Source organism: Clostridium sp. DJ247 (assembly GCF_014231265.1).
In genome coordinates this window covers 55,595-82,051 of sequence record NZ_JABAIW010000017.1, presented here as the reverse complement: position 1 = coordinate 82,051, position 26,457 = coordinate 55,595, and the positions used below count along the sequence as shown (strand labels likewise).

Annotated in this window: 22 protein-coding genes and 1 other annotated feature; of the genes, 3 read left to right on the top strand and 19 right to left on the bottom strand. The window is 29.9% G+C overall.

The genetic code is table 11. From position 1 onward, the window contains the following. Positions 1–137: 137 nt before the first annotated feature. The 3 genes from HGI79_RS08935 to HGI79_RS08925 form a co-directional block, all read right to left on the bottom strand. Positions 138–449 (bottom strand): Dabb family protein, encoded by a 312-nt coding sequence (locus HGI79_RS08935; protein ID WP_185650372.1) that lies wholly within the window; start codon positions 447–449, stop codon positions 138–140. A 218-nt stretch (positions 450–667) separates the two neighbouring features. Beyond that, complete coding sequence (locus HGI79_RS08930; RefSeq protein ID WP_185650371.1) at positions 668–844, bottom strand: hypothetical protein; 177 nt, start codon at positions 842–844, stop codon at positions 668–670. A gap of 453 nt (positions 845–1,297) precedes the next feature. Then, complete coding sequence (locus HGI79_RS08925) at positions 1,298–2,125, bottom strand: lipopolysaccharide assembly protein LapB (RefSeq protein ID WP_185650370.1); 828 nt, start codon at positions 2,123–2,125, stop codon at positions 1,298–1,300. Positions 2,126–3,131: 1,006 nt separating this feature from the next. On the opposite strand from HGI79_RS08925, the gene HGI79_RS08920 reads away from it, so the two are divergent. Beyond that, entirely contained in the window at positions 3,132–3,524 is a 393-nt protein-coding gene (locus HGI79_RS08920; RefSeq protein ID WP_185650369.1) for a hypothetical protein, read from the top strand. Between the two features lie 500 nt (positions 3,525–4,024). Here HGI79_RS08920 and HGI79_RS08915 read toward each other — a convergent pair whose 3' ends face one another. The 6 genes from HGI79_RS08915 to HGI79_RS08890 form a co-directional block, all read right to left on the bottom strand. Then, the gene (locus HGI79_RS08915; protein WP_185650368.1) at positions 4,025–4,270 is read right to left on the bottom strand and encodes a hypothetical protein; all 246 of its coding nucleotides are present in this window, start codon (positions 4,268–4,270) and stop codon (positions 4,025–4,027) included. Positions 4,271–4,422: 152 nt separating this feature from the next. Continuing rightward, positions 4,423–5,793, bottom strand: a complete 1,371-nt coding sequence (locus tag HGI79_RS08910) for an amidohydrolase family protein (protein WP_185650367.1) — start codon at positions 5,791–5,793, stop codon at positions 4,423–4,425. Between the two features lie 113 nt (positions 5,794–5,906). Next, positions 5,907–6,998, bottom strand: a complete 1,092-nt coding sequence (locus HGI79_RS08905; protein ID WP_185650366.1) for a spermidine/putrescine ABC transporter substrate-binding protein — start codon at positions 6,996–6,998, stop codon at positions 5,907–5,909. A gap of 86 nt (positions 6,999–7,084) precedes the next feature. Next, on the bottom strand, positions 7,085–7,903 hold the full coding sequence (locus tag HGI79_RS08900) for an ABC transporter permease (protein ID WP_185650365.1): 819 nt from the start codon (positions 7,901–7,903) through the stop codon (positions 7,085–7,087). Then, positions 7,903–8,703, bottom strand: coding sequence for an ABC transporter permease (locus HGI79_RS08895; protein ID WP_241428173.1), 801 nt, complete (start codon positions 8,701–8,703; stop codon positions 7,903–7,905). The genes HGI79_RS08900 and HGI79_RS08895 overlap by 1 nt, the downstream gene beginning before the upstream one ends. 110 nt (positions 8,704–8,813) lie before the next feature. Then, complete coding sequence (locus HGI79_RS08890; protein ID WP_185650364.1) at positions 8,814–9,920, bottom strand: ABC transporter ATP-binding protein; 1,107 nt, start codon at positions 9,918–9,920, stop codon at positions 8,814–8,816. A 707-nt stretch (positions 9,921–10,627) separates the two neighbouring features. On the opposite strand from HGI79_RS08890, the gene HGI79_RS08885 reads away from it, so the two are divergent. Next, positions 10,628–11,185 (top strand): MORN repeat-containing protein, encoded by a 558-nt coding sequence (locus HGI79_RS08885; protein ID WP_185650363.1) that lies wholly within the window; start codon positions 10,628–10,630, stop codon positions 11,183–11,185. Between the two features lie 265 nt (positions 11,186–11,450). On the opposite strand, the gene HGI79_RS08880 is transcribed toward HGI79_RS08885, so the two are convergent. The 5 genes from HGI79_RS08880 to HGI79_RS08860 all read right to left on the bottom strand — a co-directional run bounded on the left by HGI79_RS08880 (position 11,451) and on the right by HGI79_RS08860 (position 18,608). Further along, on the bottom strand, positions 11,451–12,596 hold the full coding sequence (locus HGI79_RS08880) for an NAD(P)/FAD-dependent oxidoreductase (protein ID WP_185650362.1): 1,146 nt from the start codon (positions 12,594–12,596) through the stop codon (positions 11,451–11,453). 54 nt (positions 12,597–12,650) lie between these two features. Beyond that, positions 12,651–14,414, bottom strand: coding sequence for a thiol reductant ABC exporter subunit CydC (gene cydC, locus HGI79_RS08875; protein ID WP_185650361.1), 1,764 nt, complete (start codon positions 14,412–14,414; stop codon positions 12,651–12,653). 70 nt (positions 14,415–14,484) lie between these two features. Continuing rightward, positions 14,485–16,203: a thiol reductant ABC exporter subunit CydD gene (gene cydD, locus HGI79_RS08870; protein ID WP_185650360.1), complete on the bottom strand. Its 1,719-nt coding sequence runs from the start codon at positions 16,201–16,203 to the stop codon at positions 14,485–14,487. 18 nt (positions 16,204–16,221) lie between these two features. Continuing rightward, positions 16,222–17,226: a cytochrome d ubiquinol oxidase subunit II gene (cydB, locus tag HGI79_RS08865; protein ID WP_185650359.1), complete on the bottom strand. Its 1,005-nt coding sequence runs from the start codon at positions 17,224–17,226 to the stop codon at positions 16,222–16,224. Then, positions 17,217–18,608 (bottom strand): cytochrome ubiquinol oxidase subunit I, encoded by a 1,392-nt coding sequence (locus tag HGI79_RS08860; protein ID WP_185650358.1) that lies wholly within the window; start codon positions 18,606–18,608, stop codon positions 17,217–17,219. The genes cydB and HGI79_RS08860 overlap by 10 nt, the downstream gene beginning before the upstream one ends. Before the next feature lie 660 nt (positions 18,609–19,268). Here HGI79_RS08860 and HGI79_RS08855 point away from each other — a divergent pair. After that, positions 19,269–20,219: a polyprenyl synthetase family protein gene (locus HGI79_RS08855; protein WP_185650357.1), complete on the top strand. Its 951-nt coding sequence runs from the start codon at positions 19,269–19,271 to the stop codon at positions 20,217–20,219. A 411-nt stretch (positions 20,220–20,630) separates the two neighbouring features. On the opposite strand, the gene HGI79_RS08850 is transcribed toward HGI79_RS08855, so the two are convergent. The 5 genes from HGI79_RS08850 to HGI79_RS08830 all read right to left on the bottom strand — a co-directional run bounded on the left by HGI79_RS08850 (position 20,631) and on the right by HGI79_RS08830 (position 26,412). Further along, the gene (locus HGI79_RS08850) at positions 20,631–21,263 is read right to left on the bottom strand and encodes a class I SAM-dependent methyltransferase (protein ID WP_185650356.1); all 633 of its coding nucleotides are present in this window, start codon (positions 21,261–21,263) and stop codon (positions 20,631–20,633) included. A 76-nt stretch (positions 21,264–21,339) separates the two neighbouring features. Continuing rightward, positions 21,340–21,598: a binding site (T-box leader), on the bottom strand. A gap of 118 nt (positions 21,599–21,716) precedes the next feature. Continuing rightward, a complete protein-coding gene (locus HGI79_RS08845) occupies positions 21,717–22,967 on the bottom strand; it encodes a sulfite exporter TauE/SafE family protein (RefSeq protein ID WP_185650355.1) in 1,251 nt (416 codons plus the stop codon). Between the two features lie 209 nt (positions 22,968–23,176). Then, complete coding sequence (locus tag HGI79_RS08840) at positions 23,177–23,710, bottom strand: hypothetical protein (protein WP_185650354.1); 534 nt, start codon at positions 23,708–23,710, stop codon at positions 23,177–23,179. After that, positions 23,691–25,442, bottom strand: coding sequence for a hypothetical protein (locus HGI79_RS08835; RefSeq protein ID WP_185650353.1), 1,752 nt, complete (start codon positions 25,440–25,442; stop codon positions 23,691–23,693). Before HGI79_RS08835 ends, HGI79_RS08840 begins: the two co-directional genes overlap by 20 nt. Next, positions 25,411–26,412 carry a cell wall-binding repeat-containing protein gene (locus HGI79_RS08830; RefSeq protein WP_185650352.1) on the bottom strand — a complete coding sequence of 334 codons (1,002 nt, stop codon included), beginning with the start codon at positions 26,410–26,412 and terminating at the stop codon, positions 25,411–25,413. Before HGI79_RS08830 ends, HGI79_RS08835 begins: the two co-directional genes overlap by 32 nt. Between the last annotated feature and the right edge of the window lie 45 nt (positions 26,413–26,457).

Sequence of the window (26,457 nt, the reverse complement as noted above, 5' to 3'; positions counted from 1 at the left end):
TTAAAAATATTTAACGTGACGAAACATGGTAATATATCCGGTCGTATAAGTTAAATTTCGGGCGTGTTTATCTATATATCTGCAAAAAATTTGTAAATAATAAGCACCTAGATTTACCCAAGTGCTTTACTGTGTATCTATATTATGTTGCTTTCATAGTCAACTACTACTCTTTGATCTTTAACTTTACCAACAAAGCCAGCAACCTTTATATGTTCAGGATGATTCTGATATATATTTAAGTCCTCTACACTCTCAAATTCTGAATATAAAACAACATCATAGGCTTGCTCTGACTGATTTATATTAATACCTACTTCAATAAATTTAATCTGTTCTATCTTATCTTTTAGACTTTCTAAATCAATCTTTATCTTATTAGCATTTTCTACTTTGCCTTTACCTTCAGCAAAATCCTTTAATTTCCATGTAACAATATGTTTAATCATAGTTTTACACCCCTCATTATCTTTTCTTATTCACATTTTTTAAACTTTTATTTGCATTTAGTATGTTTTGAAGTTTTCTATGATTCTATTTTATAATCTAGTTGTTTATAAAATTATACCATTTTTATATATGTTCCACTAGCTTTTTGTTACTCCAAAATCTATGCCTAAGAATTTTTCTCTTCTTTACCTTGATTTTACAATTTTCTAATTATGAACTAACGTATAATCTCTATATGTATTACTTTTGCACTATTCCAATCTTTTTCAAGTTGACTTTCAACACTGTCTTTTGTTTGTTGAAAACCATTCTCTATTTCTTTTTTCAGCTCATCCTGTTCTATCTCATCGTCTTTAACCTCTAATTCAAGTTCTGCAATTACTTTCATCTTCACTGCTGTTACCTCCTTTTATTGTGTTATAATCTACATATTTATTTTTTTATAAAATTATTTTTCCATATTTTTATGTTCATGCATTATTATAATAATATAATTTTACCCCATGTTAAAGAACTATGGCATTAAATATTTTTCTGTTATTCCTCTCCATTACGCAAAATAAAAGAACTTAGCTAACGCAAGTTCCTATTTGTATTCTTCAACGCCTTATATATTACTAATCCAGTACTTAATAAAGTTCCTAACCCTCCAAACCTGGACTTAGACCTTCTGATTTTTTTATTTTTAAATAGCCATGCTATAGTTTTATTGATAATTAATCTACGAAACATAGAATACTCCTCCATAGAAACAAAGATATTATTATTTTTTCTCTAATTTAATTAATTATCCTTAATTCTAAGAAGGTTGTTATGTAATATGCTTTTTTATAATAAAAAACTTAAGCTAATTTAATGGTATTAGTTTATTACTAGCTAAATCCCATTCATATGCCTTACCAGTATTCACTTCAACATAGTACCAACCTCTCGTAGCTGTATGATCTGCCATATTATCTACTACATGTACCACATAATAATTTAAACCATTTTGATTCCTTATTTCTTTATCTGCTTGAACAACTACTGTATTAGGTGCTTTATTCTTTATACTATCTAATACTATACTTGATGCTTGTTCAAAAGTTATCTTTGTATTATTGGTATATGATTGTGTATTATCCTTTTCCTGTTCAGACTTAATAATATCATTTTTCAACTTTTTAGCATTTGCATTATTAGAATCTATTTTCAAAATTTCATCTAGATATTTATTAGCATCATCATATTTATTGCTTTTAATTGAACTATCAGCTAATTGTAAATTTTGTGCTATATATTGTTTCTTGCATTCTTGTATATTTTTCTGTGCGTTGTCATATAACTTATTATTTGCTTTGGTTACTTTGTTAAACTGTTCTATAGCCTCTAAATACTTTTTGTCATTCATTAATTTTGTACCTTCGTCATAGATATCCTTAGCTTCTTTCAAATTTTCAGCTAATTTTATGCTTCTATCTATATTAGAATCTTGTTTATATCTTAGACATTGCTTAAATGCTTCTATTGCTTTATCATATTCCCCTGCATCCATGTATTTATTAGCTGTAGTTATTAAGTTGTTATATGCTTGTACAACATTATACTTATATACACCAAATCCTACTCCTATAAGACTTATTATTACTATTATACTTACAATAATAATCTTCTTTACCTTGTCTTTATTTATCATTTAAACATCTCCTTTTTTAGTGAGTTACTTAAAATTATAAAATTTTAGTGTAGAAATGTAAAGATAAATGTATTATAATGACCAAATTACCCGTTAAATGCCACTTAGCTACTTAACACCCATCTGATTCAAGTTTCACTTTATTGAAAAGTAATAAGCACATGGATTTAACCAAGTGCTCTTTGCTGTGCTGAACCTACAAAGTCCGTCAGTTATTGCTATTTACATATTTGACAATACTTGAAGAATCTCGTTTATATCAGGCAACTGACTCATAGCATATACCTTAACCCACCTAGCAATTCCATAGTACAAGTGAGCCCTGCATGAAAATTAGAATATCTTTGTAAATCCTCTAAGCTTTAATTCTTAGCACACCTATTATTATAAATATCTATGTATTACAACACTGTACATTGCTATTACATAATTGTTTATTTTGTTAATATTGTGTAAAAAAATTAAGCACCAGTGTTTCTACTGATGCCTTAACAGAGTGAATCTAACAGTATAGCTAACTTTCGCTTCAAGTTTATTTTAACACTAAATTATAAAAAAAGTATTACACTTATATTAATATCATGTAAAATAAAAAGCACTTAGGGTTAACCAGGTTCTCTTTACAGTTGCCAACATCATGTGTAATTCCCACTGGTATTTAGACATAGTTTTTCTATAGTATTTTTTAATTTTATCTGCGAATTAATATAAATCTTGAAAACATTACATGAAAACCTATTAGTAAGATTAAAACAAAGGATAAAAATCTGTGCACTATAACCCAAGAACCTCTCATATTCTTATTTATATCAAATTCATATATACCTATATGTCATAGCTATTGGATATACTGTTTATCTAATTAATGAATATGTGCTTAATAGAAAATAACCATAGAGTAATCACACTATTAAAGCTAGTCTCTTTTTGTTTTTATTCTCACTTTTTTAAACCTCAATCATATACTGTTATTGCGTGATTAAAATTTAGGAGGTACTTACCTTAAATGTATAATTATTTACCAACACCTTATTGTCCTTGTATGCAATGTATATGCATGGGATCTAGAACATTATATTGGCAAGACATGACTTATAACCAAACTACACAGTTAACTAAAGATATTAAAAATGAATCTCAAAGTAATCTCAAAGCAGACATTAGAGAAAATACTGAAGAGATTGATACTGCAGTTGCTAGTAAAGAAAATATTGAAGATTTAAATACGTCTTCGTTAAACCCTGATGATAACATGACACGAGATAACGAAAGAGTAAATGATATTTTAAGTAGAATAGAAAAGGAGGATCCTATGGTAATTAGAACTCTTATATCTTATGGAATTCCTCATAATATCACAGAGGAACTTGTCAGAAGAATAATTCCTTTAACTTCATAACACAATACTTACTATACTTCTTATTAATAGTATATATTTTTAAATTTATAGTAAGGTAATATTATTCCCCTTACTCACCAACTATAAGTAATTAGAGCCTGCATCCTAAAAAAAGATACATGCTCTTTTGTTGCTATAATAAAAGTTCAATATAAATTATGGGGTGAAATACAGTACAATGCAATTATAGTTTACACAATTATAGATTAACTATTCTTGTAAATACAGATTTTATACTGAAATAAAGAAGGAGTTATATAAACAATAAAAATTAGTTAACAACTAACATTATCATTTAACATAATAAAACTATGGCATTATCTACTCCGTTAAGGTGTCCTTCCTTCATCATCTTTTCAAAATAAGAAAAAGGAGAGTTTTTCTTTACCTCTCCTACGTTTCTTATTTAAGCTTTCTTAAATTCTTATCCTTGCACCATAAGTTAACCCTAATATAACTAATGCTGTTAATATTGTCATATTGCTCCCTCAATTCCTTTTTTATTTTGTTAGTATTTTAACATAAACTAACTGTGTTGTAAATATATACCTTTTAACATTATGTTTACAATATACTATCTTACCCTTAGATACTTGTGCAATATTACCAAATGCAACAATTTGGAAAACAAATGATGATCCTGTATTTGAAATGATTTGTAAATCTACAGGTAACATAGAATGGTGTAGCCCTGTTATTACTAATAGTGGATAAATAAATCCATATACCCCCAAATAACCATCCAAAAGATGAATTAAATCCTGCTACAACTCCTGTTGATACAATACTTCCTAGTTAATAAAAAAATCTCAGCAAAATGCTGAGATTTTTACTATATGCTTTTTTGTTTATTCATAATTTACTTCAAGTATTAATGCTATTATTAAAATATTGTATATCAAATATCTTTAATAACTTTTCCCGGTAAAATTCCTTTTATAATTTTTTCTTCTTCCACTACTATTTGTCCATTAACAATTACATAACTAATTCCCTCTGGATAAGCATTAGGCTTACCTTTATCTAAAAAGTCAGATTTATCTTTTATACTTTCTATATCAAATATTACTATATCAGCGTCAGCCCCTATAGATAGTCTTCCTTTATTTTTAAGTCCAAGAGAATTGGCAGGTAAAAGTGTACACTTTTCAACTGCTTTAGTAATTGAAATACTCTTTTGTTCTCTTACCATCTTTCTAAAAAAACGTGGGAAAGAACCAGAATTTTGTGGGTGTCCTTCATCCATATTGCCTGTAGGACTTGGTCCCACATCTGAAGATAGCATTACATAATCGCTTAAAAGTGCTTCATAAATTTCACTTTCAATGCCAGTAAAGCAGATTATAACAGCATTATCCTCACTATCTCTCATATTTTTATATAGTTTTTCCGTTAAGCTTTGTCCTTTGTAACTACCAGAGGCAATAAACATATCATTAAACTTCCATCCAAAGGTTTTAATATGCTCTTCATCAAAAACACTGGTACCTATATTAGTTGCAAATGCAGTATACATACCACTGTCTGCCCATATATTAAGACCTCTTTTTCTAGCATCAGTTATAATAGTTAACGCCTCACTCATTATTCCTGCTCCATACTGATATACTAAGTGGGATATTTGTACTGAAGCTCCCGTAATTTCAGCTATGCTTATAGCCTCTCTTAGGGAATCTAAATCATAAGGTGAAGTTAATCTAGTATGAATAGAAACTAATTTTCCATATTGTGCTGCTATCTTGCTAAGAGCTATAACCTCTTCAAAAGATGAGCCTGGAGCATATTCAAGCCCGAAGGATAATCCTATAGCCCCTTCAACAAAAGCTTTTTCAGTTAATTCTTTCATAGTCTCAATTTGAGAAACTGTTGCTGAAACATAAGGGTTGGTTATACCAACCCTTCTTCTTAAACTAAATGAATGACCAACAAACTGTGCTTGATTAATAAGAAAGCCATTTTTATCTTGTTCATCAAAAAATTCTTTTAAGTTTATAGGGCCACAACCACAATTACCACCTGCGGTTGTAGTAATTCCTTGAACCAAAGATAACTCTGCACAACCCATATTCCCATCAACATGTGCATGAATATCTATAAATCCAGGGCAAACTATTTGTTTTTTTGCATCAATTTCTTGTTTTCCTATTATATGCTTATCCGTTATTATGGATATCTTTCCATTACATAACCCCAGATTTCCATAAATTATACTATTTTTTTCCGGATCTACTATTTGAGCATTTTTTATTACTATATCCCAGATATCCATAAGTCCACCCCCTAAATGATTATAGATTTACAACTTACAATTTAATTTGCTATATAAATGCTATATTTAGATTTCATTATATCACATATTGATTATATAGAAACTAGTTAACACTATTGTTGTTTAAATTCTGACCAAATTAAATCATAAGTTTTGGCAGCGTCTCCTAAATCTTTAAAACGCTCAGCTTTTTTCAATTCTTCATCTGGAATAAATACTGCTTTATTATTTAAATAGTCTTTTGACATATATTGTTTTGCTGCACTATTTGTATTAACATATTCAATAGCTTCAGTAGTTTCATTACTAATCTGTCCATCTAACATGAAGTTAATAAATTCCTCTGCTGCTTTTTTATGTGGTGCCTTAACAGGTATAATAAAATTGTCCTCTTCAGCATTCATGCCTTCTGATGGATAAACAATTTTAAATTTTGGATTTGCCTTTACTGCTGCAGATGCTTGAGATCCATACATGTATCCAACACTTACATCTCCATTAATTAAGCTGGTATGAGGAGTGTCTGCATTAAATACTTTTACATTTGGCTTTAATTTCTTTAATTCTGCTTTTGCTTGTTCTAGCTTTGCTTTATCTGTTTCATTCATTGAGTATCCTAGCTTCTTTAATGTCATTCCTATAACTATTCTAGGGTCGTCTACAAGTACAATTGAATCCTTAAGTGCTGAATTCCATAAATCCTTATAGCCTTTAATGTCAAATTTAACTTTATCAGGATTATATACAATCATCTGACTACCAAGAGTATAAGGAATAGAATACTTATTTCCTTTATCGTAGTCTTGATCTAAAAATTTAGCATCAACATTTTTGTAATTAGGTATGTTCGCTTTATCTATAGGCTGCATCAATATGTCTTTTTGTTTTCCCATTACTTCAATTATATAGTCACTGCATATAACTACATCATATTGAGATCCTTTAGTGGCCTGAAGCTTTGCTAACATCTCTTCATTTGTTGAGAAGTTGCTGTAGTTAACCTTAATTCCAGTTTTATCCTGAAACTTTTTTATTACTGAATCTGGTACGTAATTAGCCCATGTAAAGACATTTACTACCTTTTCATTATTACTTTTCTTAGTTTCAGTTGATGTTTGCGTGGAACTACCACATCCTGCAAATATTAATGTTGAAGAGGCTACTACCATAGCCAAGCTTAACATCTTTAATAATTTTTTACGCATTAAAATACGCCCTCCTTAAAATTAAAATATTTTATTAATTAGCTATCAGCCGTAAGTTAAAGCTGGTAGAAAATAGATTACCTCAACTAACACTCAGGTGGAGGCAGTGCCCTATCTGTGTGAAGCTTCGCTTTATTCACCTTAATAACTTGAGTAATAATTAAGATGATAAATGTTATCATCAACATTACTGTACACAATGCATTAATTTCAGGAGACAACCCAAATTTAAGCATTGAGAAAATTTTTATTGGCAATGTAGTACTTTCTGGACCTGATACAAAAAAATTAATAATTACATCATCAAAGGATAGTACAAAAGCAAGCATAGCCCCTGAGAGTATACCTGGTAAAATTAGTGGTAAAATAATTGTAAAGAATACCTGAAACCTATTGGCACCTAAATCCATAGCTGCATCTTCAATGGAAGTATCAAATCCTGCTAACCTTGCTTTCACCACAATAAGCACAAAAGGTATACTAAAGGTAGCATGAGACAACACCAATGTAACTATACCAAAGGGAACCTGTAATTGTGCAAAATATACAAGTAACGATATACCCATAATAATTTCAGGTATAACTATAGTTATATTAAGTAACCCTTCTACTATACTTTTACCTCTAAATGTATATTTATATAAGCCTACAGCTCCTACTGTTCCTATTATTGAAGATATTATGGTACTTACTACTGCGATAGTTAAGCTATTCTTAAAAGCAATTATTACATTACTATCATCAAATAATTTTCTATACCAGTCCAGAGTAAATCCAGCCCATACGGCATCTGTCTTAGACATATTAAAGGAATAAACAGCAATTACAAATATAGGTATATATAAAAATAGGAATATTAGTACTATATATATAATTGAAATTAATTTATAAACCTTAGTATTCATTAGAAAACCTCCATATCTGCTTTCCTACCTAGTAGTTTCACACTAGCAGCAACAAGTACCAATGTAGCTATAATCATTAAAATTGATAATGCGGCACCAAAAGGCCAATCACGCGATACTAAGAACTGATTTCTAATAAGGTTTCCTATGAGCATTACTTTACTGCCACCCATTAAATCTGAAACGTAAAATAGCCCTAGTGACGGTATAAATACAAGAATACATCCAGCAATAATTCCAGGCATAGTAAGTGGTAATGTTATGGTTATAAATGTTGTCCAGCTATTTGCACCTAAATCTTTCGCTGCATCCATATATGACTTTTCCATTTTTTCTATGGAAGTATAAAGTGGAAGTACCATAAATGGAAAAAGGGTATAGGTCATTCCAACTAAAACGGCACCATATGTATACAGCATTTTCATAGGTTCTTTAATTATTCCTAGCTTTATTAATGTATGATTTATAAGACCACTGGTATTCATAAGTGTCATCCAAGAATAGGTTCTTATAAGGGAATTTGTCCAAAATGGAATAATTATTAGCATGATGGCAAGTATTCGAAATTTTTTAGGTATTTTCACTACAAAATATGCAAAAGGATATCCAAGTAATAAGGTTAATAGTGTTGTTAAAAGTGCTATGCCTATTGAATCTAAAAACACCTTAAAATATAAAGGTGTTATGATTCTTTTGTAATTTTCAATAGAGAATATAAATTCTATGCCTCCAGTGGTTCCCCTTTGTAAAAAACTTATAAAGACTATATAGAGTATAGGTATTGCCATAAAAAATATCATCCAAAAACTTATTGGTAGAATAAAAAAAGCTTTAGCAATATCTATTTTCTTTTTTCTCTTTATACTTACTGTTTTTTCATTTTCATATGACAAAGAAGTACTATCAGTATTCAACTGATCATCACCTCTTCTCCAGATTTAACAACTTCACTCTCAAAGTCTATTATTACTGCATCCACGGGGTTCCAAAATATCCATACTTCTGTATTTATTGGTGGAGGTGTATTTACATGATGATAATCATTTACTATTACTTCCTTACCATTTGATAAAACTAAAGATGTTTTCACCCCAGCACCTAAATAAACATGTTCCTTTATAGTAGCTTTTAAATTAAAATTTTTTACCCTATCCTTAGAATATTTAGTTCTTTCCGGGCGAATCAACACACAAACCTTATCACTTTTATTTGACTCTTTATTTTTTGCAACCATACTACCACTGCTGGTACTAAGTATAACTTCACCGTCGTATACATGTTCTACAGTTGCATCAAATAAATTTGATTCACCTATAAACTCCGCCACAAATCTTGTTTTTGGCCTTTCATATATATCTTGTGGTGTACCTATTTGTTCTATAACACCATCACTCATCACAACTATGCGATCAGACATGTTGAGAGCTTCTTCTTGGTCATGTGTTACATATATGAATGTTATTCCAAGCTTTTTCTGTAGGCGTTTCAACTCTAACTGCATTTGTTTTCTAAGTTTAAGATCTAGTGCTCCTAAAGGTTCATCTAAAAGCAATACTTTAGGATTATTAATCAATGCTCTACCAATGGCTACTCTTTGTTTTTGTCCTCCACTTAGCTGTTCAGGCATTCTTTTATCATAGCCATTAAGTTGTATAAGCTCTAAAATTTCCTGTACACGCTTTTTTATGTCTGCTTTTTTAACTTTTTTTATCTTTAGTCCATATGCAATATTATTATATACATTCATATGTGGAAAAAGTGCATAGTTTTGAAATACTGTATTTATATTTAGTTCATAGGGTTGTTTATTTTCTATATGTTCTTCTTCAAGAAGAATACTACCACTTGTTGGGTTTTCAAAGCCGGCAATCATTCTTAAGGTTGTTGTCTTTCCACAACCGCTAGGTCCTAATAATGTTAAAAACTCTCCCCTTTTAATATCTATTGATATACCTTTTACAACATCTTGTTCATCAAAAGATTTTACAACATTAGTAAGTCTAAGTATGTTATCCATAGTCGTCACCTCCTGTGTTATCACTTATTTCCTATTTTATAGGGTTCCAAGTTCAAAACTTCATCTACACCCCGGGATATGTTACCAGTTCTTCGGCATCATAAATACTTTTTTATGAGTCTAAAGCTCAGATTTAAGCAGAGAGCCAAAATCTATGATTTTGTGCGAATCGCTTACTACTCTAACGAAAGGAAGAGTAGTTTCATAATAATATAAAAGAACCTAGCTAAACTCGCTTCGCTCAAACATATCTAGGTTCTAAGTTTTTTCTCAAATCCTCGCTAAGACTCATTAAAAAAGTATTTAAATATGCCTTCAGAATTGGTAACATATCCCTAGGTTTAAACAAAGTTAAGAGGTTAGAACCCTGTAAAGTTATAATTAGATATATAAAATATTAAAGATCTATGTTGTTTTATAATATTATGCAAGAATAAATAATTATATATAATTTAATTCCGAGTATTTTTATATGATTATTTTAATACCATATATACTCATTGTCAACAAATTATAGGTATACTTACATATAATTTGATTTATTCCAAATATATACCTGTTAAAATCCTGATAATCTATACAAAAGAACTAATGCTTCCACACTAAAAAACTTTTTAAATGTGCCTTTAGTTGCTATAATATATACATATCTATAAATTACGAAACTGCAGCTCTATATTATAGTAAATAAAAGGAGAAAATTTAACATGAAAAAGATAAAGCTTAATAGTACAGATTTAAATAAGATAAAAATAGATAACATAACCATTCCTGTTCAAGAACATGTCCATGGAGGAACTTACGTAGGAGAGCGAAAAGATGGAAAAATGCATGGAGAAGGAACTTATTTTTACAAAGACGGTAGTAAGTATATAGGACAGTGGCAGAATGATAAAATGAACGGTGAAGGTACCCATACCTGGACATGTGGTGAAAAATATATTGGAGAATGGCAAAACGATCTAAAACATGGATACGGCATATATACTTGGCCAGACGGGGAAAAATATATTGGTCAATGGCAAAATGATGTAAAATCCGGTGAAGGCACATATACTTGGTCATACGGAGATACATATGTAGGCCAATGGCAAAATGACCTAAGGCACGGTGAAGGTATCCATACTTGGCCAGATGGCGAAAAGTATATAGGACAGTGGGTGAACGATAAAAAAGAAGGAACAGGCATGTATATATGTGCTGATGGAACAGTTTATATAGGCGAGTTCAAAGACGACATTTTGGTAAAACAATTAAATTCATAGTATAGGGTTCCAAGGTGGAAACTTAACTTATACGTAGGGATATATTACCAATGTTGAAGTCACATTTAAATATTTTCTTATTAGTCTTAGCTTCAATTTGAGAAAAAATCTTAGGACTTTAGATATGTTTGAGCATAGCGAGTTTATCAAAGTCCTTAGATTTTTCTCAAATTGGAGCTCTAGACTAATTAAAAATATTTAACGTGACGAAACATGGTAATATATCCCGGAGTATAAGTTAAATTTCGGGCATGCCGATTCCCCATCATGGCTTTGCAAAAGTATATTTAAAAGCAGCCTTTAATTCTCTCCAGAAATTTCTTAAACTATAGTTTTTAAGTCCACATAGAATATAGTGCATGAATATTCCTTTACGTCCTTTTATATCTTTATTTAGTACCTGTCCAATACTTGAAATATATATAGGTATTATCCAGCCTAAATCTAAGGGTTTAAAAACTTTTCTCTCCTGATTTTTTATTTCTGCAGCAATATTAATAGCTGCTTGTTTTCCAGATTCCTGTGCAAAAGTAACGGCTCTTCTCAAAAAAGTATTATTTTTATCTTTTATGGCTGCAGCATCTCCAACTGCATAAACCTCTTGATATTCTGGGATAGCCAAAAACTCGTCAACTATAATTCTTCCATCTGGTAGAGATTTATATTTCCCAATAGGTTTTAATGTAGATTTTACTCCGCTACACCAACAAAAAAAAGCATTCTTAATAGTTTCATCATTCTTCAAGGTTATGTTTTCACCATCAAAGGCTATAACCTGATTATCTGTATATATCTTAAAATTTAGCTTTTTCAGCTTATCTAAAGCATGTGAAGATAATTTTTTAGAAAGCATAGGTAAAATTGTATTAGCTCTTTCTACAAAAATAACATTTAATTTTTTATGTTTTCTCTTACATAAATCATATAAATTACAGGCAAGCTCCATACCCGTAAACCCAGCTCCTGATACTACTAGAGTAGCTTCCAATGTTTTACTTATATATTCTGTAAACTTTGCCTTTATTTTTTCTGCTGCCTCTAGAGAATCAACTACATTTACCTTATCTAAGTTTTGATCAAATCCATAGAAGTTAGTGGTTGAACCTGATGCAAAAATCAAATAATCATATGAGTATTTTTTATTTTTTATGCTTATTTCTCTTTGATCAAAGTCTATTTCATCTATCTCTTCATTTATAAATTTAACAGAAGAAGGTATTAAATTTATTATTTTTTCTGTTATATCTTTACTTTCAAGTCTTCCACTAGTTATCTCTGGTAAGTTAGGTAACATTGTTGTATATTCTTTTTTGTCTATTAGATATATTTCATGAGAATCTGAAAGCTTCTTAGAAAGTTCTCTAGCCGCTTTTATTCCTGCAAAGCCTCCACCAACTATAAAAATCTTCATAATGAACCTCCTAGTATTTTTTATTCTATACCAAAAAGTCATCCATTGTTTTTATTACTTCATAATTATATATTGTTGTTGTGCACTCCACAGCTTATAGTATATACCTCTTTTCTTTACAAGTTCTTCATGAGTACCTGATTCGGCTATTTCTCCCTTGTCTAGTACCAGAATTTCATCCATTCTATCCATGTTTATTAATCTATGTGTTACCCATATACAGCTTTTATGTTTAATCATATCATGGATAAAACTTACAACTTCTTTTTCAAGTTTTATATCTAAACTTGCAGTTGGTTCATCAAACAATACTATTCTACTTTCCTTTAAAATTGCTCTTATCAATGCTAATCGTTGTTTCTCTCCGCCTGAAATATTAAAACCATATTGCCCAAGTAAAGAATCTAGCCCCTCTGGAATATCTTTAACAAAGCTAGTTAATTGAAATTTTTTTAATAGATCCATAATATATGATATTTTTGTTTTAGGATTAGCCATTAAAAGATTTTCTTTTATAGTAGTATTAAAAATATATGGATCTTGATCAACATAAGTAAATACTTTTCTTATTTCATCTATATGTACATCAGAATATGAAATGTTATCTATTTTTATATATCCATTTTGAAAGTTCATAAAGCCTAATAAAGTCTTTAGTATTGTAGTTTTTCCTGATCCACTAGCTCCAACTATGGCAAGCTTTTTTCCATAAGCCAATTGAAAGGATATATCTTTAATTATATGACTTTTAGAATTGTTATCCCAAACACTTAAATTTTTAACTAAAAGATTATAGCTATTAAATTTCTTTTCATTAAATCCTATGGTATTTTTACTGATTATTAAAGATTTATCATGTTCTCCAACCTTATGATTATAAAAGTTACCTTTCATAGATTTTTTATCAATTATAGAAAAAATACTTTTCCCAGTAGTATATGCTTCATAAAATTTATGAACTATATTAGACATAGGTATTAAAGCCTCAAAGGAAGCTATAATTGCAAGAGGAATCACAGCATAATATATACTTAATAAGTTTCCACTATTTATTGCTAATGCACCTATGATTAAGGATGAAGCTACTGCTAGACTTATGAATAACTCATATAAGTTATCCCCTATAGAGGTAATACAGTTTTTACTTTTTTGTATTTTTGAATATTCTTTTGTGAGAAAATTAAATTCACTTTCCAACTGATGTTTTAATGAATATACATGTACTTCCAGTATACCATTTATGTTATCTAAAAGAGTTAAATTTAATTTTTCTCTTAGGCTATTCTCCTTCTTTATATACTTACTATTAAATGAAAATAATACCGCAGGTAATACAAAACCGCATAATATATATATTAGAATGTAAGTATCTGCAATATACTTGCTAAAATAAGACAGAAATATAAATGTGATTATTCCTGTTAAAACTGCTATGATTACTGGGTAAATTCCTCTCAAATAAAATTCTTTTAATGAGTCTACATCACTTACTATTTTAGTATATATATCTCCAGTCTTAAATTGTTTGTTATTTTCATAGTAATTATCATTAAATCTTTTATAAAACCATTTTCTAATGCTGCTTAATATTCTAAAAGTAGTATTATGTGATATAATCCTTTCAAAGTATCTAAAAACCCCTCTGGATATGCCAAAAAACCTAACAACCACTATTAAAACCATTAAATCTAAAACCTCAGAATGAAGAGCAGCTCTTGAAATTAATAGGGCTGAAGTTGAAAGCATACCAATATTGCTTACAACAGTAGCTACTCCCATAATTATTGAAAAAATAATGAAATAAACATGCCTTTTCATGATCTTTCCTCCAAAGTATTTTTATCCAATGACTACCTGCTCTAAAACTACATCTGATTCAAGTTTCACTTCAACATAGTGACTGTGAAATTAAATTATAGTACCTGCCTCTTTTTAACATTAATTCTTCATGTGTTCCTACTTCAACTAAAGCTCCTTTATAGAGTACTAATATCTTATCTACAGCTTTTATAGTGTTTAATCTATGAGTAGCAATTAAAATTGTTTTATTCTTTAACTCTCTTTGCATAAGCCCTGTAATTATTTCTTCTGTATTTGCGTCTAAAGCCGAGGTGGGCTCATCTAACACAAGAAAATCAGCATCTTTTACAAGAGCTCTTGCCCAAGCGATTCTCTGTTTTTCACCACCACTTATTGCTGCATCTTCCCCTTCTCCTACAAAAGTATTATATTTATTTTTAAATTTCTCCGAAATTCTCAATAATTTGGTACATCTATATATATTTAATAACTTATTATTATCTATGTCCTTTCTTCCTAAAAGAATGTTATTTTCAATGTTCATATTGAAAATATGAGGAAATTGAGGTATTACAGTAATTTTATTCATATAATCATGTTTATCTATATCATTTATGTCATAATGATTTACAAAAACCATTCCTTTTTTTACTTGTAGAAATCCACTTAAAATGTTTAATAAAGTACTCTTTCCGCTGCCACTATCTCCTATTAACGCAACTTTTTCTTGTGGAAGAATTTTAAAGCTTATATTATTTAAGGTTTCTCTATTTTTATGTGAAAAGCTTAAATTTTTAACTTCTATTGTGAAGTTATTTTTTTCAATACATATCTTATTTCCTAAAGTTTTTTTCTCCTTAAGTTTTTTTTCAATTTGTTCTATTTTTTCAATAGCAACCTGACCATTTAAGGAAGCATGAAACTTTAGACCTAGCTGTCGCATAGGTAAATAGAACTCCGGAGCAATTACCAGTATAAAGAATGCATTTAAAAAAATGATTTTACCATATACTAGTCTTAGCCCAAGATTAACCGCTAAAAGTCCAATACTTATGGTAGAAGAAATTTCTAGAACTAATGATGATAAAAAAGATATTTTTAACACATCCATAGTGGATTTTCTATAATTCTCACTTACCTGAAACACCTTTTCTTCTTGAATTTTACTTCTGCCAAAAACCTTCAATGTAGTTAACCCTTGAAGCACATCTAAAAAATGTGAGCTTAAAATATCAAGTTTTCTCCATTGACTTTCATTCAATTCTTTGGATTTTTCACCTATAAGAATCATAAATAGAGGGATTATAGGATAGGTTATCAGCATTATCAGTGCTGATAACCTATCAATAAATGCTGCTGAAATACAAATTATCATAGGTATTACTAGTGAAGCTATGAATTGTGGAATATATTGTGCATAATATGGAGTAATAGCTTCAACACCAGTAGTTAATAAGTTAATAATTTCACCTATATTTTCATCTTTAACCTTACAGGGGTTTGAAGAAATTATAAGGTTATAACTTTTTTTCTTTATCTCATCTTTAATATATTCAGAACAACCTTTAATATAAATTTCTATAGAAAATTTAATAATAAATTTTAAAACAGCATTTAATAAAAATAAAATTAAATATGTTTTAATATGTTTTAAATCATATTTTTTAATGAATATTCCATCTACAATTAAAGATAAAAGGCTTACATTAATTATTATAAATATTGAATTAATTATAGAGTATAAAATAGTTATAGGAATATATAACTTACTAATGTTGCTTTCTTTTAATAATCTCTTATTTAACATAAGTACAATATACTCTCCTTAATATTCTAAATCCTTCGAAGTAACTCTCTTTTTAAAGATCCAGTAAGTCCATGCCTGATAAGCTAACACTATTGGGACAAAAACTAATGCCACTTTTGTCATAAGTAAAAGAGTATTATTGCTAGAAGAAGCATTATAAATGGTAAGACTATACTCAGGTTTTATACTAGAAACCATAACCCTTGGAAATAGTCCTAAGAAAAGCGATCCAACGCCTAATGCTATTGATATCCCATTAGTCAACATAGCTAGTTTCCACTTTCTATTTCTAATAATATACCAGCTTAAGCTTAAAAGTATTAACGCTAGTATAGATAAAACCAATGCAAACTTATTGTTGTATAAATCAGTTTGAGCAAAGGATAATAAAATAAGTATTAGAACTGCTACCATTGCATATAACCCAAAGCTTTGCGCTGTTTTAAAAGCTCTTTCCAGTATTACCCCCTCAGATCTCAAGCACAAGAAAATAGCGCCATGAAAAATAAATATTAAGAGAGTTGTTACACCTGCAGCTAATGTATATATAGAAATTAGATCAAAAAAGCCTCCAACATAATTCATAGTTTTATCAATGGGAACACCTTTAATTAAATTTGCTAAAGCCACACCCCATAAAATTGATAACAATAGGCTGCTGCCAGAAATTACTCTATCCCAAGTCTCTCTCCATAATATACTCTCTCTCTTACTTCTAAATTCAAAGGCAACACCTCTAAGAATAAGAGCCATAAGTATTAAAAGTAAAGCAAGGTAAAATCCGCTAAACATAGTGGCATACCAATTGGGAAAAGCTGCAAAAATAGCTCCCCCAGCGGTTATAAGCCAAACTTCATTACCGTCCCAGAAAGGCCCAATAGTATTTATAATAATTCTTCTTTCCGTATCTTTCTTTCCTAAAAATAAGAGAAGAATGCCTACACCAAAGTCAAAGCCCTCAAGAAAGAAAAACCCTATAAATAATATGGTAACTAATATAAACCATATAATGTTTAAATCCATAATGATCCCTCCTCAGTTTCTTTTAAATTATTTACAAAAGCCTTATTTTTCAAAGGAGGTTTTTTAGCATATTTGAACATCAATAGTATTTCTAGAATAATTAATACTAAATACAGCAAGGTAAATGCTGCCAATGATGTTAAAACATAGTTTCTAGAAACAGTAGGTGAAATTGCTTGATCAAGTTTTAATAAACCAAATACTATCCATGGAGTACGACTTACTTCAGTAAGAATCCAGCCGGTAGTATTAGCAATATAAGGCAGAGCTATGGATATAACTAATATCTTCAGTAGATTAGTGTTTTTATATATACTTTGTTTTTTATAAAAGTATATAACTACTAAGGATATTAGAAGCATAAGCATTCCAGCAGCAACCATCAATCTAAAACTATAAAATGATATAGTTACAGGTGGGATATAATCACCTGGCCCATATTGTTTTTCATAGTTTTTTTCAATATCATTTAATCCTTCTACTTTACCAGAGAATTTATTATAACTCATGAAACTTAAAAGCTTTGGTATACTTATCTCCACTGTATTTTTTTTGTTTTTTTCATCTATTACAGCTATTAGGCTTAATGGAGCTGGGTCTTTACTTTCCCATAATGCCTCAGCAGCTGCCATTTTCATTGGTAGGTGCTTAACAAGATATTTTCCTTGGGCGTCTCCCATGCCTATTACCAATAGGGTTGAAACTAAGCAAGTAATAACTGCCATTTTTAGAGAAGACTTTACCCATTCATCTCTATTATTTTTAATTATATGATAGGAAGTAATACCTAATATAAAGAATGCTGCTGTGGCAAGTGATGCAAAAATAGTATGAGGAAACTGAACCCAAAGATGTGAGTTTTCTATGACCTGTGCAAAACTAGTCATTTCTGCTCTTCCATTATTTATAATATACCCTGTAGGTTCATGCATAAATGAATTAGCTGTTAAAATCCAAAAGGCTGAAATAGTTGAAGATATAGCAACAATCCATATGGAAAGAAGATGTATTTTTTTAGAAACTTTTTCCCATCCAAAAATCCAAATTCCAAGAAATGTTGATTCTAAAAAGAAAGCAAGGAGTGCTTCTATAGCTAAAGGTACTCCGAAAATGTCTCCAACATACCTAGAGTAATTTGACCAATTCATACCAAATTGAAACTCCTGCACAAGTCCTGTTACAACTCCTATGGAAAAATTAATGAGAAATAACTTTCCCCAGAACTTAAGCATTTGCTTATACTTAGGATTCTCAGTTTTAACATATAGCGATTCTATTATTACAATAAAAAATGATAGCCCAATTGTTAAAGGTACAAAAAAGAAGTGAAAAACAGTTGTAATGGCAAATTGCCATCTTGCTAAGGTTATAACCTCTCCCATTAGATAGGACCTCCAAATCATTATTAATAAAGATTCCCATTTTAAGTTATATGCAGATCTTATGTAAAAAATGATTATTGTATAGGAATTATTATAGATAACCTCAACTTAAATGTAACTTATACGTAGGGATATATTACCAATGTTGAAGTCACATTTAAATATTTTTTTATTAGTCTTAGCGAAAATTCGAGAAAAAATCTTAGAACTTTTGATATGGTTGAAAGCCTAAATGGCTTTCAACCAGCGACTTATCAATGGTAATTGATAAGTTGGTCCGAACTGAGGTACGAGTTTATCAAAGTTCTTTTATATTATTATGAAACTCATCTTCCTTTCGTCAGATGAGTAAGCGATTCGCACAAAATCACAGATTTTGACTCTCTGCTTAAATTTGAGCTTTAGACTAATTAAAAATATTTAACGTGACGAAACATGGTAATATATCTCAGAGTATAAGTTAAATTTCGGGCGTGCTTATCTATATTTAATTATATTTTAAATACAGTGTTATAAATATGTTCTATGTTGATTTTAATAAAAATAAAATAGTAAAAAGTGGCTACGTCCTTGTATTGATTCATCTAAGAATCGATTTGGATTAAAACTTCATCTAACTCAAGTTTCACTTTATATTAATATAATAAAGAAAGGACAACTATGTTAAAAGAAAAAAGTTTATTAAAGTACTTTAATAGAGATTTGGCAGAAATAAAGAAAATAGCTAAAGACAGTTTAGAAAATAAAAATAGTACTACTAGTACACTAATCAATGATCTTCCCATTGATAACGGAAAAATGCTTAGAGCTATATTTGTTTTAATAGGTGGTGGTTTTGGTAAAATAGATAAAGATAAATTAAAAAGAATTTCAGCTGCTATAGAGATACTACATTTAGCAACTCTTGTTCACGATGATATAATTGATGAGTCTAACATTAGAAGAGGCAAAAGATCTATTCAAAGTAGTCATGGTGTAAAAGCTGCATTGTTTACTGGAGATTACCTATTTTCCACTGCATTCTCTTTACTTTCTAAAAATTCTTCACCTAAAACTTTGCTAGATGTGTCCGAGACCATAAAATTAATATGTAGTGCAGAGGTAAATCAATTTTTTTCGCTATATTCTTTCAATTCTACAATAAAGGATTATTTAAGAAGAATTAATGGAAAATGTGCATCACTATTTTCTCTTAGCTTATCTATAGGTGCCTACGAAAGTAACGCAGAACCAGGTACAATAGCAATACTTAAGTCTATAGGTTATTATACTGGCATGGCATTTCAGTTAATAGATGATTTACTAGATATAACTTCTTCAAAAGCTACTATAGGTAAGCCATCAGGAAATGATATAAAAAGCGGAGTATATACTTTGCCAGTTCTATACGAATTTAAAAAAAGAAATAAGAATTTAATAAAATGTATTGAAGAAAATAACATAATTGAAGCTGTTAATGTATTAAAAAATTCTGAGGGACTAGAGAAATCTAGAGCAACAGCTAAAAAATATACTTACAAATCATTAGATTTAATATCTAAACTTCCTAATGTAAATGAAAAACAACTTTTAGCAGAATTAGTTGAAAACCTAGTATTAAGAGAATATTAGTAGGTAGCATTGTGATTATTATCTATAGATAACCACGCCCGAAATTTAATTTATACGACCGGATATATTACCATGTTTCGTCACGTTAAATATTTTTAATTAGTCTAAAGCTCAAATTTGAGAAAAAACTAAGAACTTTGATAAACTCGTACCTCAAACATATCTAAAGTTCTAAGATTTTTCTCAAATTTTCGCTAAGACTAATAAAAAATATTTAAATGTGACTTCAACATTGGCAATATATCCCTACGTATAAATTAAATTTAAGATGCGGGTATCTATAGATAATCACAACTTAAATTTTCAGCATGGGTAGATATAAAAAGTAAACACTATCAAGTTTATTTCATCCTAATAGATCTTGCTTGATAGTGTTTTTATTATATTAAAATATTATAATTAAGCTAAAGCTTATTCTTCTACTTTAACTCCCTGTGCCACAAATATTCCTGTTTCTGTATATTCTCCTAAGCTGGAGTATCCTTTGCATTTTAAAGCAGTACTGTTCACCTTAATCTGCCTAAAACCAGCCTCTTGAAGCCATTGCTCTATTTGATTATGAGAGAATCCAAGCCATTCATCGTGCATTTCTATTCTTGCCCATTCACCATTATGCTCTTCTACATCTGTTATAACTACTGTCCCCTCTTTTTTTAGAACTCTATACATTTCTTGTATAGCTTTTTTTGCATCAACTATATGATGAAGTGCCATGTTTATATAAATAGCATCAATAGATTGATCAAATAACGGTAAGTCATCTATAGACCCTTTAATTGCATAAACATTATTTAACCCTTTGTCTTTAGCATTATTATGAAGCTCTTTCAGCATATTTCTAGAGCTATCTATAGAAAAAACCAACTTAGCTTCTGATGCTAAAGCTAGAGAAATAAACCCTGTACCACAACCTAAATCTGCACAAATTTTATCCTTTATATTAAACTGTGAAAGAGCTATATACTTTAATTTTTCCTCAAAATACTCTTCCCTTATTACATTCCATTTATCTGCAATAGAATCAAAATAATTTATAGAACTCATGGTATTCCTCCTATATTTGTATACTAAATAACTTATATAATTTTAAATCTAAAAACAAAAAAACTTCCGCCTCTAATACAGAGGCAGAAGTTTACTTCCGCGGTTCCACTCTGTTTATTATATAAAAAATGCTATAAGCAAAAATATATAACAACTCTAATATTGGTACAATCATACCTCAACGCTTTAACGGGCGTACTCGCTGAAGTCTACTAAGCTTCGATTCAGAGCTCCGAGATGCATTTCAGTTGTAGTTAACTTAAAGTCCCTTCCACCCGACGAGGACTTCTCTCTGATAGCTTCATACAACCTACTCTTCTCATCACAGCAATTATTTATATTTTATTATAGGTTAATTTATATACTATATAATATAATAACACTAAATTTTTGTGAATGTCATTATAATTTTTAACATCGAAATATTAGTTTCTAGCTTCTACATATTACAATTCATTTTGAAATGTTACTTTCATTATCTTTATTTAAAGATGTTTTAGTACTGCCATTTACAGTATGTTTTTTCAAATCATCTACTACTGTTATTTTACTTTTTATCATTCCCATCCAGCAAGTAAATACAATTTCTCCTTCTTCATTAGGAGTGAATTCAACTAGGTTATCTCCAGTACTTAGTTTTTTCTCTATTTTAAATTTAGGAATTGTAATGGTACTATTACAATCATTGAGATCCTGTTCATCAGCCTTAATATTCCATTTAACAGGTATCCCTTTCTGTACTATAATTGGCGGAAAACTATCAGACTTTATTTTTGTTGTTACAGTTTGCAAATTGCCTTCAACTGTTAAAAAAGCTTCTGTTCCACTCATGTTCATCTCGTGATGCATTTGCATAGGCATAGATATTCCATATATAGCTAGTCCTCTTCCAATCATGACTATTCCAAGAATAAGCACTAGTACTGCACTAGCTTTTAAAATTATTGCAGAAAATTTCTTATTAATAATTGTATTTATAGCACCAAATGTGAATAATAAAGGAACTGTTCCAATTGAAAAGAAAAACATAGATACAGCTCCAAAAAACACACTTTTTGTACCTAAAGCATACAGCTGTACTATCTGAAGAGGTCCACAGGGCATTAGTCCAGTTAGGAACCCTACAATAATTGGACTATAATTGTTCCTCTTATAAATTTTTCTAGCAACAAAAGATGGCATTCTAATATTTATCCTTCTCAATACACGAAAAATTCCTAAAAGGTTTATTGCCATAATAATCATAAATAAACCACCAATAATTGGAACAATACCCTTAAACATACCTGAGAAACTAATTACACAACCTAGACCACCAACAATACCACCAACCAAAGTATATGATATAACTCTTCCAAAATTATAAAGTAATGATGGTATTAGCCATATATACAATTTATTTTTTGTATTTTCTGATTCAAGTTCATTCTTCTTGACACACTGTGATATAGCTATTCCTCCACACATCCCTATACAATGGAAAGATGTTAACACACCAAAGGCAAACAATAATGCATAACTCGTATTGTTATCTAACTCAGGTAAATATTTTAATAAAAACAGGTTTTTTAGAAACTCTAATATATCAACTTTAAAAACACATTTAAAAATTGCAATAAAAATAATAATGCCCAACACTAAAAATAATGATATAAATAATTTTTTTGTATTTTTTTTAGAATTTTCACCTAACTCTTCTTTCAAACTAAGCCCCCCCTATTATATTAATTTTATTTTATATTGAAATTACTCCAAATCCTTATTTTAAATCTTTATTTAACAGTAACATTAGCAAATAATAATTTACATAAAAGTTCCAGCAGAATAAAATTCATTACTGGAACTTTTATATACTTTATAAATTTGCTGCTATTAATAATGTACTTTACTGGATACCTAGTAACATAAGGCTATTAATTTTCAACTAAAGAGGATACTGTAATCACTTCATAGGTTTTACCATCTGCAGCAGTTTTTTTATCTCCATTCAAGGTGCCTGTAACTTTAACGGAAATATTATTTTGCTTTGTGGTATTTTGTATTAAATTCCATGCAGTTAACTGAGAACCAGTACCATCAAAAGTTTTACCATCAGAAAAAGTTGCAAAATTACCATCAAAATAGTAATACTTATAGCTGCCATCACTCTGAAGAGCTGTTATTCCATAACCACTTTTTGCGCAGGATTTCATAGATAAACACATCTTTGTATCCTCACCATAATTTGGTGCATAGCAAACAAAACAATCTTCATCCTGAATAAATCCTGTAAAAGTCTGTACCGCTGCTGCTGCAGCAACTACATTAATTGTATAGGTTATTGTTTTTCCCCCAACTGTAATTGTTAATATCTGTCCATTTACTGGAGTTGAACTATCAAAGCCTGTTACGTTTGCTGCAGTAATTGATTGTAATGCTGTAGTGTTATCAGTATAAGTTCCTGTCACTTTTAAACCAGTAATATCTAATGGATCTCCTACTGAAATAAGTAAGTTTAGTTGCTGGTGTTGTTATTGCTATGCTATTCAATGTTGATGCTTCTGATACAGAAGATACTTTTATAATATCTCCCTCTAATATTCCTGTAACAATTACTGCTAAATTTTCTGCTCTTGTAGTCTTATTTAATATATCCTTTGCCAAATTATAACCAATATCATCAAACTTAAAGAATTTATAGCTTCTATATGCTTGTTTAATATCAATTCCATATCCGCTAGCAGCACAACTTGGTATTGTGGTGCAGGATTTCTTGTGTGCTACTGGATTACTAGTTCCACTGCAGTGAGCATCGATTAATATACCATATAAGGTCTGTACTACTGGATCTGAAGTAATTGATAAATTTTCCTTAATAGAGGAAACTACAATACTATCTCCATCAAAAGCACCTTTTACATCAACTGTTGTAGTATCCTTTTTCAAGCTTGTAAGGAAACTTTCTCCTTGAATTTGTCCACTCTTACGGTAATAGCTTCCTTTAGTATCAAACTTATAAAATTTATATGTTCCATCTTCTTGTTTTACTTTTATACTATAACCATCTGGATCTGTTTTAACCAATGTTCCACTGTATGTTTGATCATATGCTTCTATAATATTAGTAACATAGATTGTATCTTCATCTCTTGTACCTTGTACAATAATCCCTATATTACTTGTGTTATTTGATTTATTAATGATATCTTTTATAAGTTTTATACCATTTTCATCAAATCTCAAATATCCATATTTGCAGCATGTTCTATAGATAATTCCATAACCACTGGCAGCATTCTCAGGTGCTAGTAAAAAGTCTTTTGTTATAGTTCCTGGTGCTCCAAGCTGCTGATATTCACTACCTTTAAAATAACTTCTAGTAGCTACCACACCACTTATCTCTTCATTTACTGGTGTCTCTGGTGTAGTTTCTGCCTTAGTATCTTCAGTAATACTTGTAACTTTAATAGTATTTCCAATCCAATACCAGAAACCTTTAGGTATTACTTTAATTTTTCCCTGTGCTGCTGAATTTTCTATAAAATTCTTGATAAGTTCATTGGAATCTTTATCAAATGGGAAATACTGTTGACCACCACAACTGTGTACATAATAACCATATCCACTAGCTACACTTTCAGGAGTCAAGAGGTCTGCTCTAGTTATATCTTTTAGCGCTTCATCTTTAGCCAATATTGCTTTTGAAGCTAATTGACCTGATATATACCTCTCACGTATTACTTTGGAGGTTATAATGTTATCACCATCTACCACTCCTTGTACTAATACTGGTATATTGCTGATGTTATCTGCCCAATTTACATACCATGACAATAAACTTTTTGCAGATTTGTTTCCAGCATCGTCAAATTTATAGAATTTGTATGTGCCATCATTTTGTTTTACTGCAATACCATAACCACTAGCTGTACTATCTGCAGCAACAATGTCATCACGCTTTACTGTAGTTGGATCACTGCTTTTTTCAAAGGTGTTCTTAGTAAGTATAATACCAATAAGCTCCTGTTCCTCTTGAATTGTTGATATTTTTAGAATATCCCCATCTAAAACCCCATTTACTTTTATTCTTAAATCTATATCCTTTGCAGTTTTATCTAAAATAGTTTCTTTTGCAAGCTTCTGACCATCTTCATCAAATTTATAGAACTTATATTTTAGCAACAATACTATCAGGAACAACCCCAACTCCACCTAAAACTTGAATATCTGATTCTGCAGTTAAATTTGATTTTAAATAACTTATAGCATTAGTGGTAGCTTCAGAAGTTTCATTATCTACTAAAACTGATGGTGCAGCATCTTTACCTGCTAGCACTGATGCAACTAAAGCATCTGCATATCCATCACCACTAGAATTTGCTACATAAATTTTACTCGTCTTTATATCATCCTTAAAAGCAGCTAAAACTTTAAGATTTGTATCAAATCTATCTATACCTCCAATTATTCTGTTAACTCCATTAATTGCTTTATAGGTATCATCATTAATAACAAAGTTAGTTCCTACTACTGTAACCTTTGATTTGTGCTCATTTATAAAACTAGTAACAGGTTTTATGTAATTCAAATCATTATTTCCAAGTAACAGTATTTCTCCTTTTGCAGCTGCAATTGGTGCAACAGACAGTGCATCTGAAAATCCTTCTCCTCCAACTAAGATTGCATTAGATGGATCTACACCTAGTTCTACAAGTTTTTTTGCCACAGCTGCATTTGTCTCATATCTATTATTTCCTTGAAGTTCCACAAGATTATATAATCCCTTTAAGGAATCTCTTACTTCCTTTGAAACAGAAGCATTTCCTCCTATAACATATATATTTTTAGGTTTCAATTTATCAAGTGCTGTCTTTGCATATATATTTAGACTTTTTGAAGTAGTTAAAAGTATTGGTGCATTTAGTTTTTTAGCTAACACAGAAGCACTTATTGCATCTGCATATCCCTCACCAGACACTAATACTACGTTATCTGAAGTTGTCCAATTGGATGTAGCTACTTGAGCAGCTGTTTGATATCTGTCAGAACCACTGGTTCTTGTTACTTGTCCAGATGCTGCTTTAACAATTTTGGAACTTACAGCAGTTGCTAAAGTTGTGATTGTTAAAGTTACTGAAAGCATAAAGGCCAATATTTTTCTATTGTTCATTATTTTACCTCCCAAAGATTGATTTTCCTAAAAATAAAAAAACTA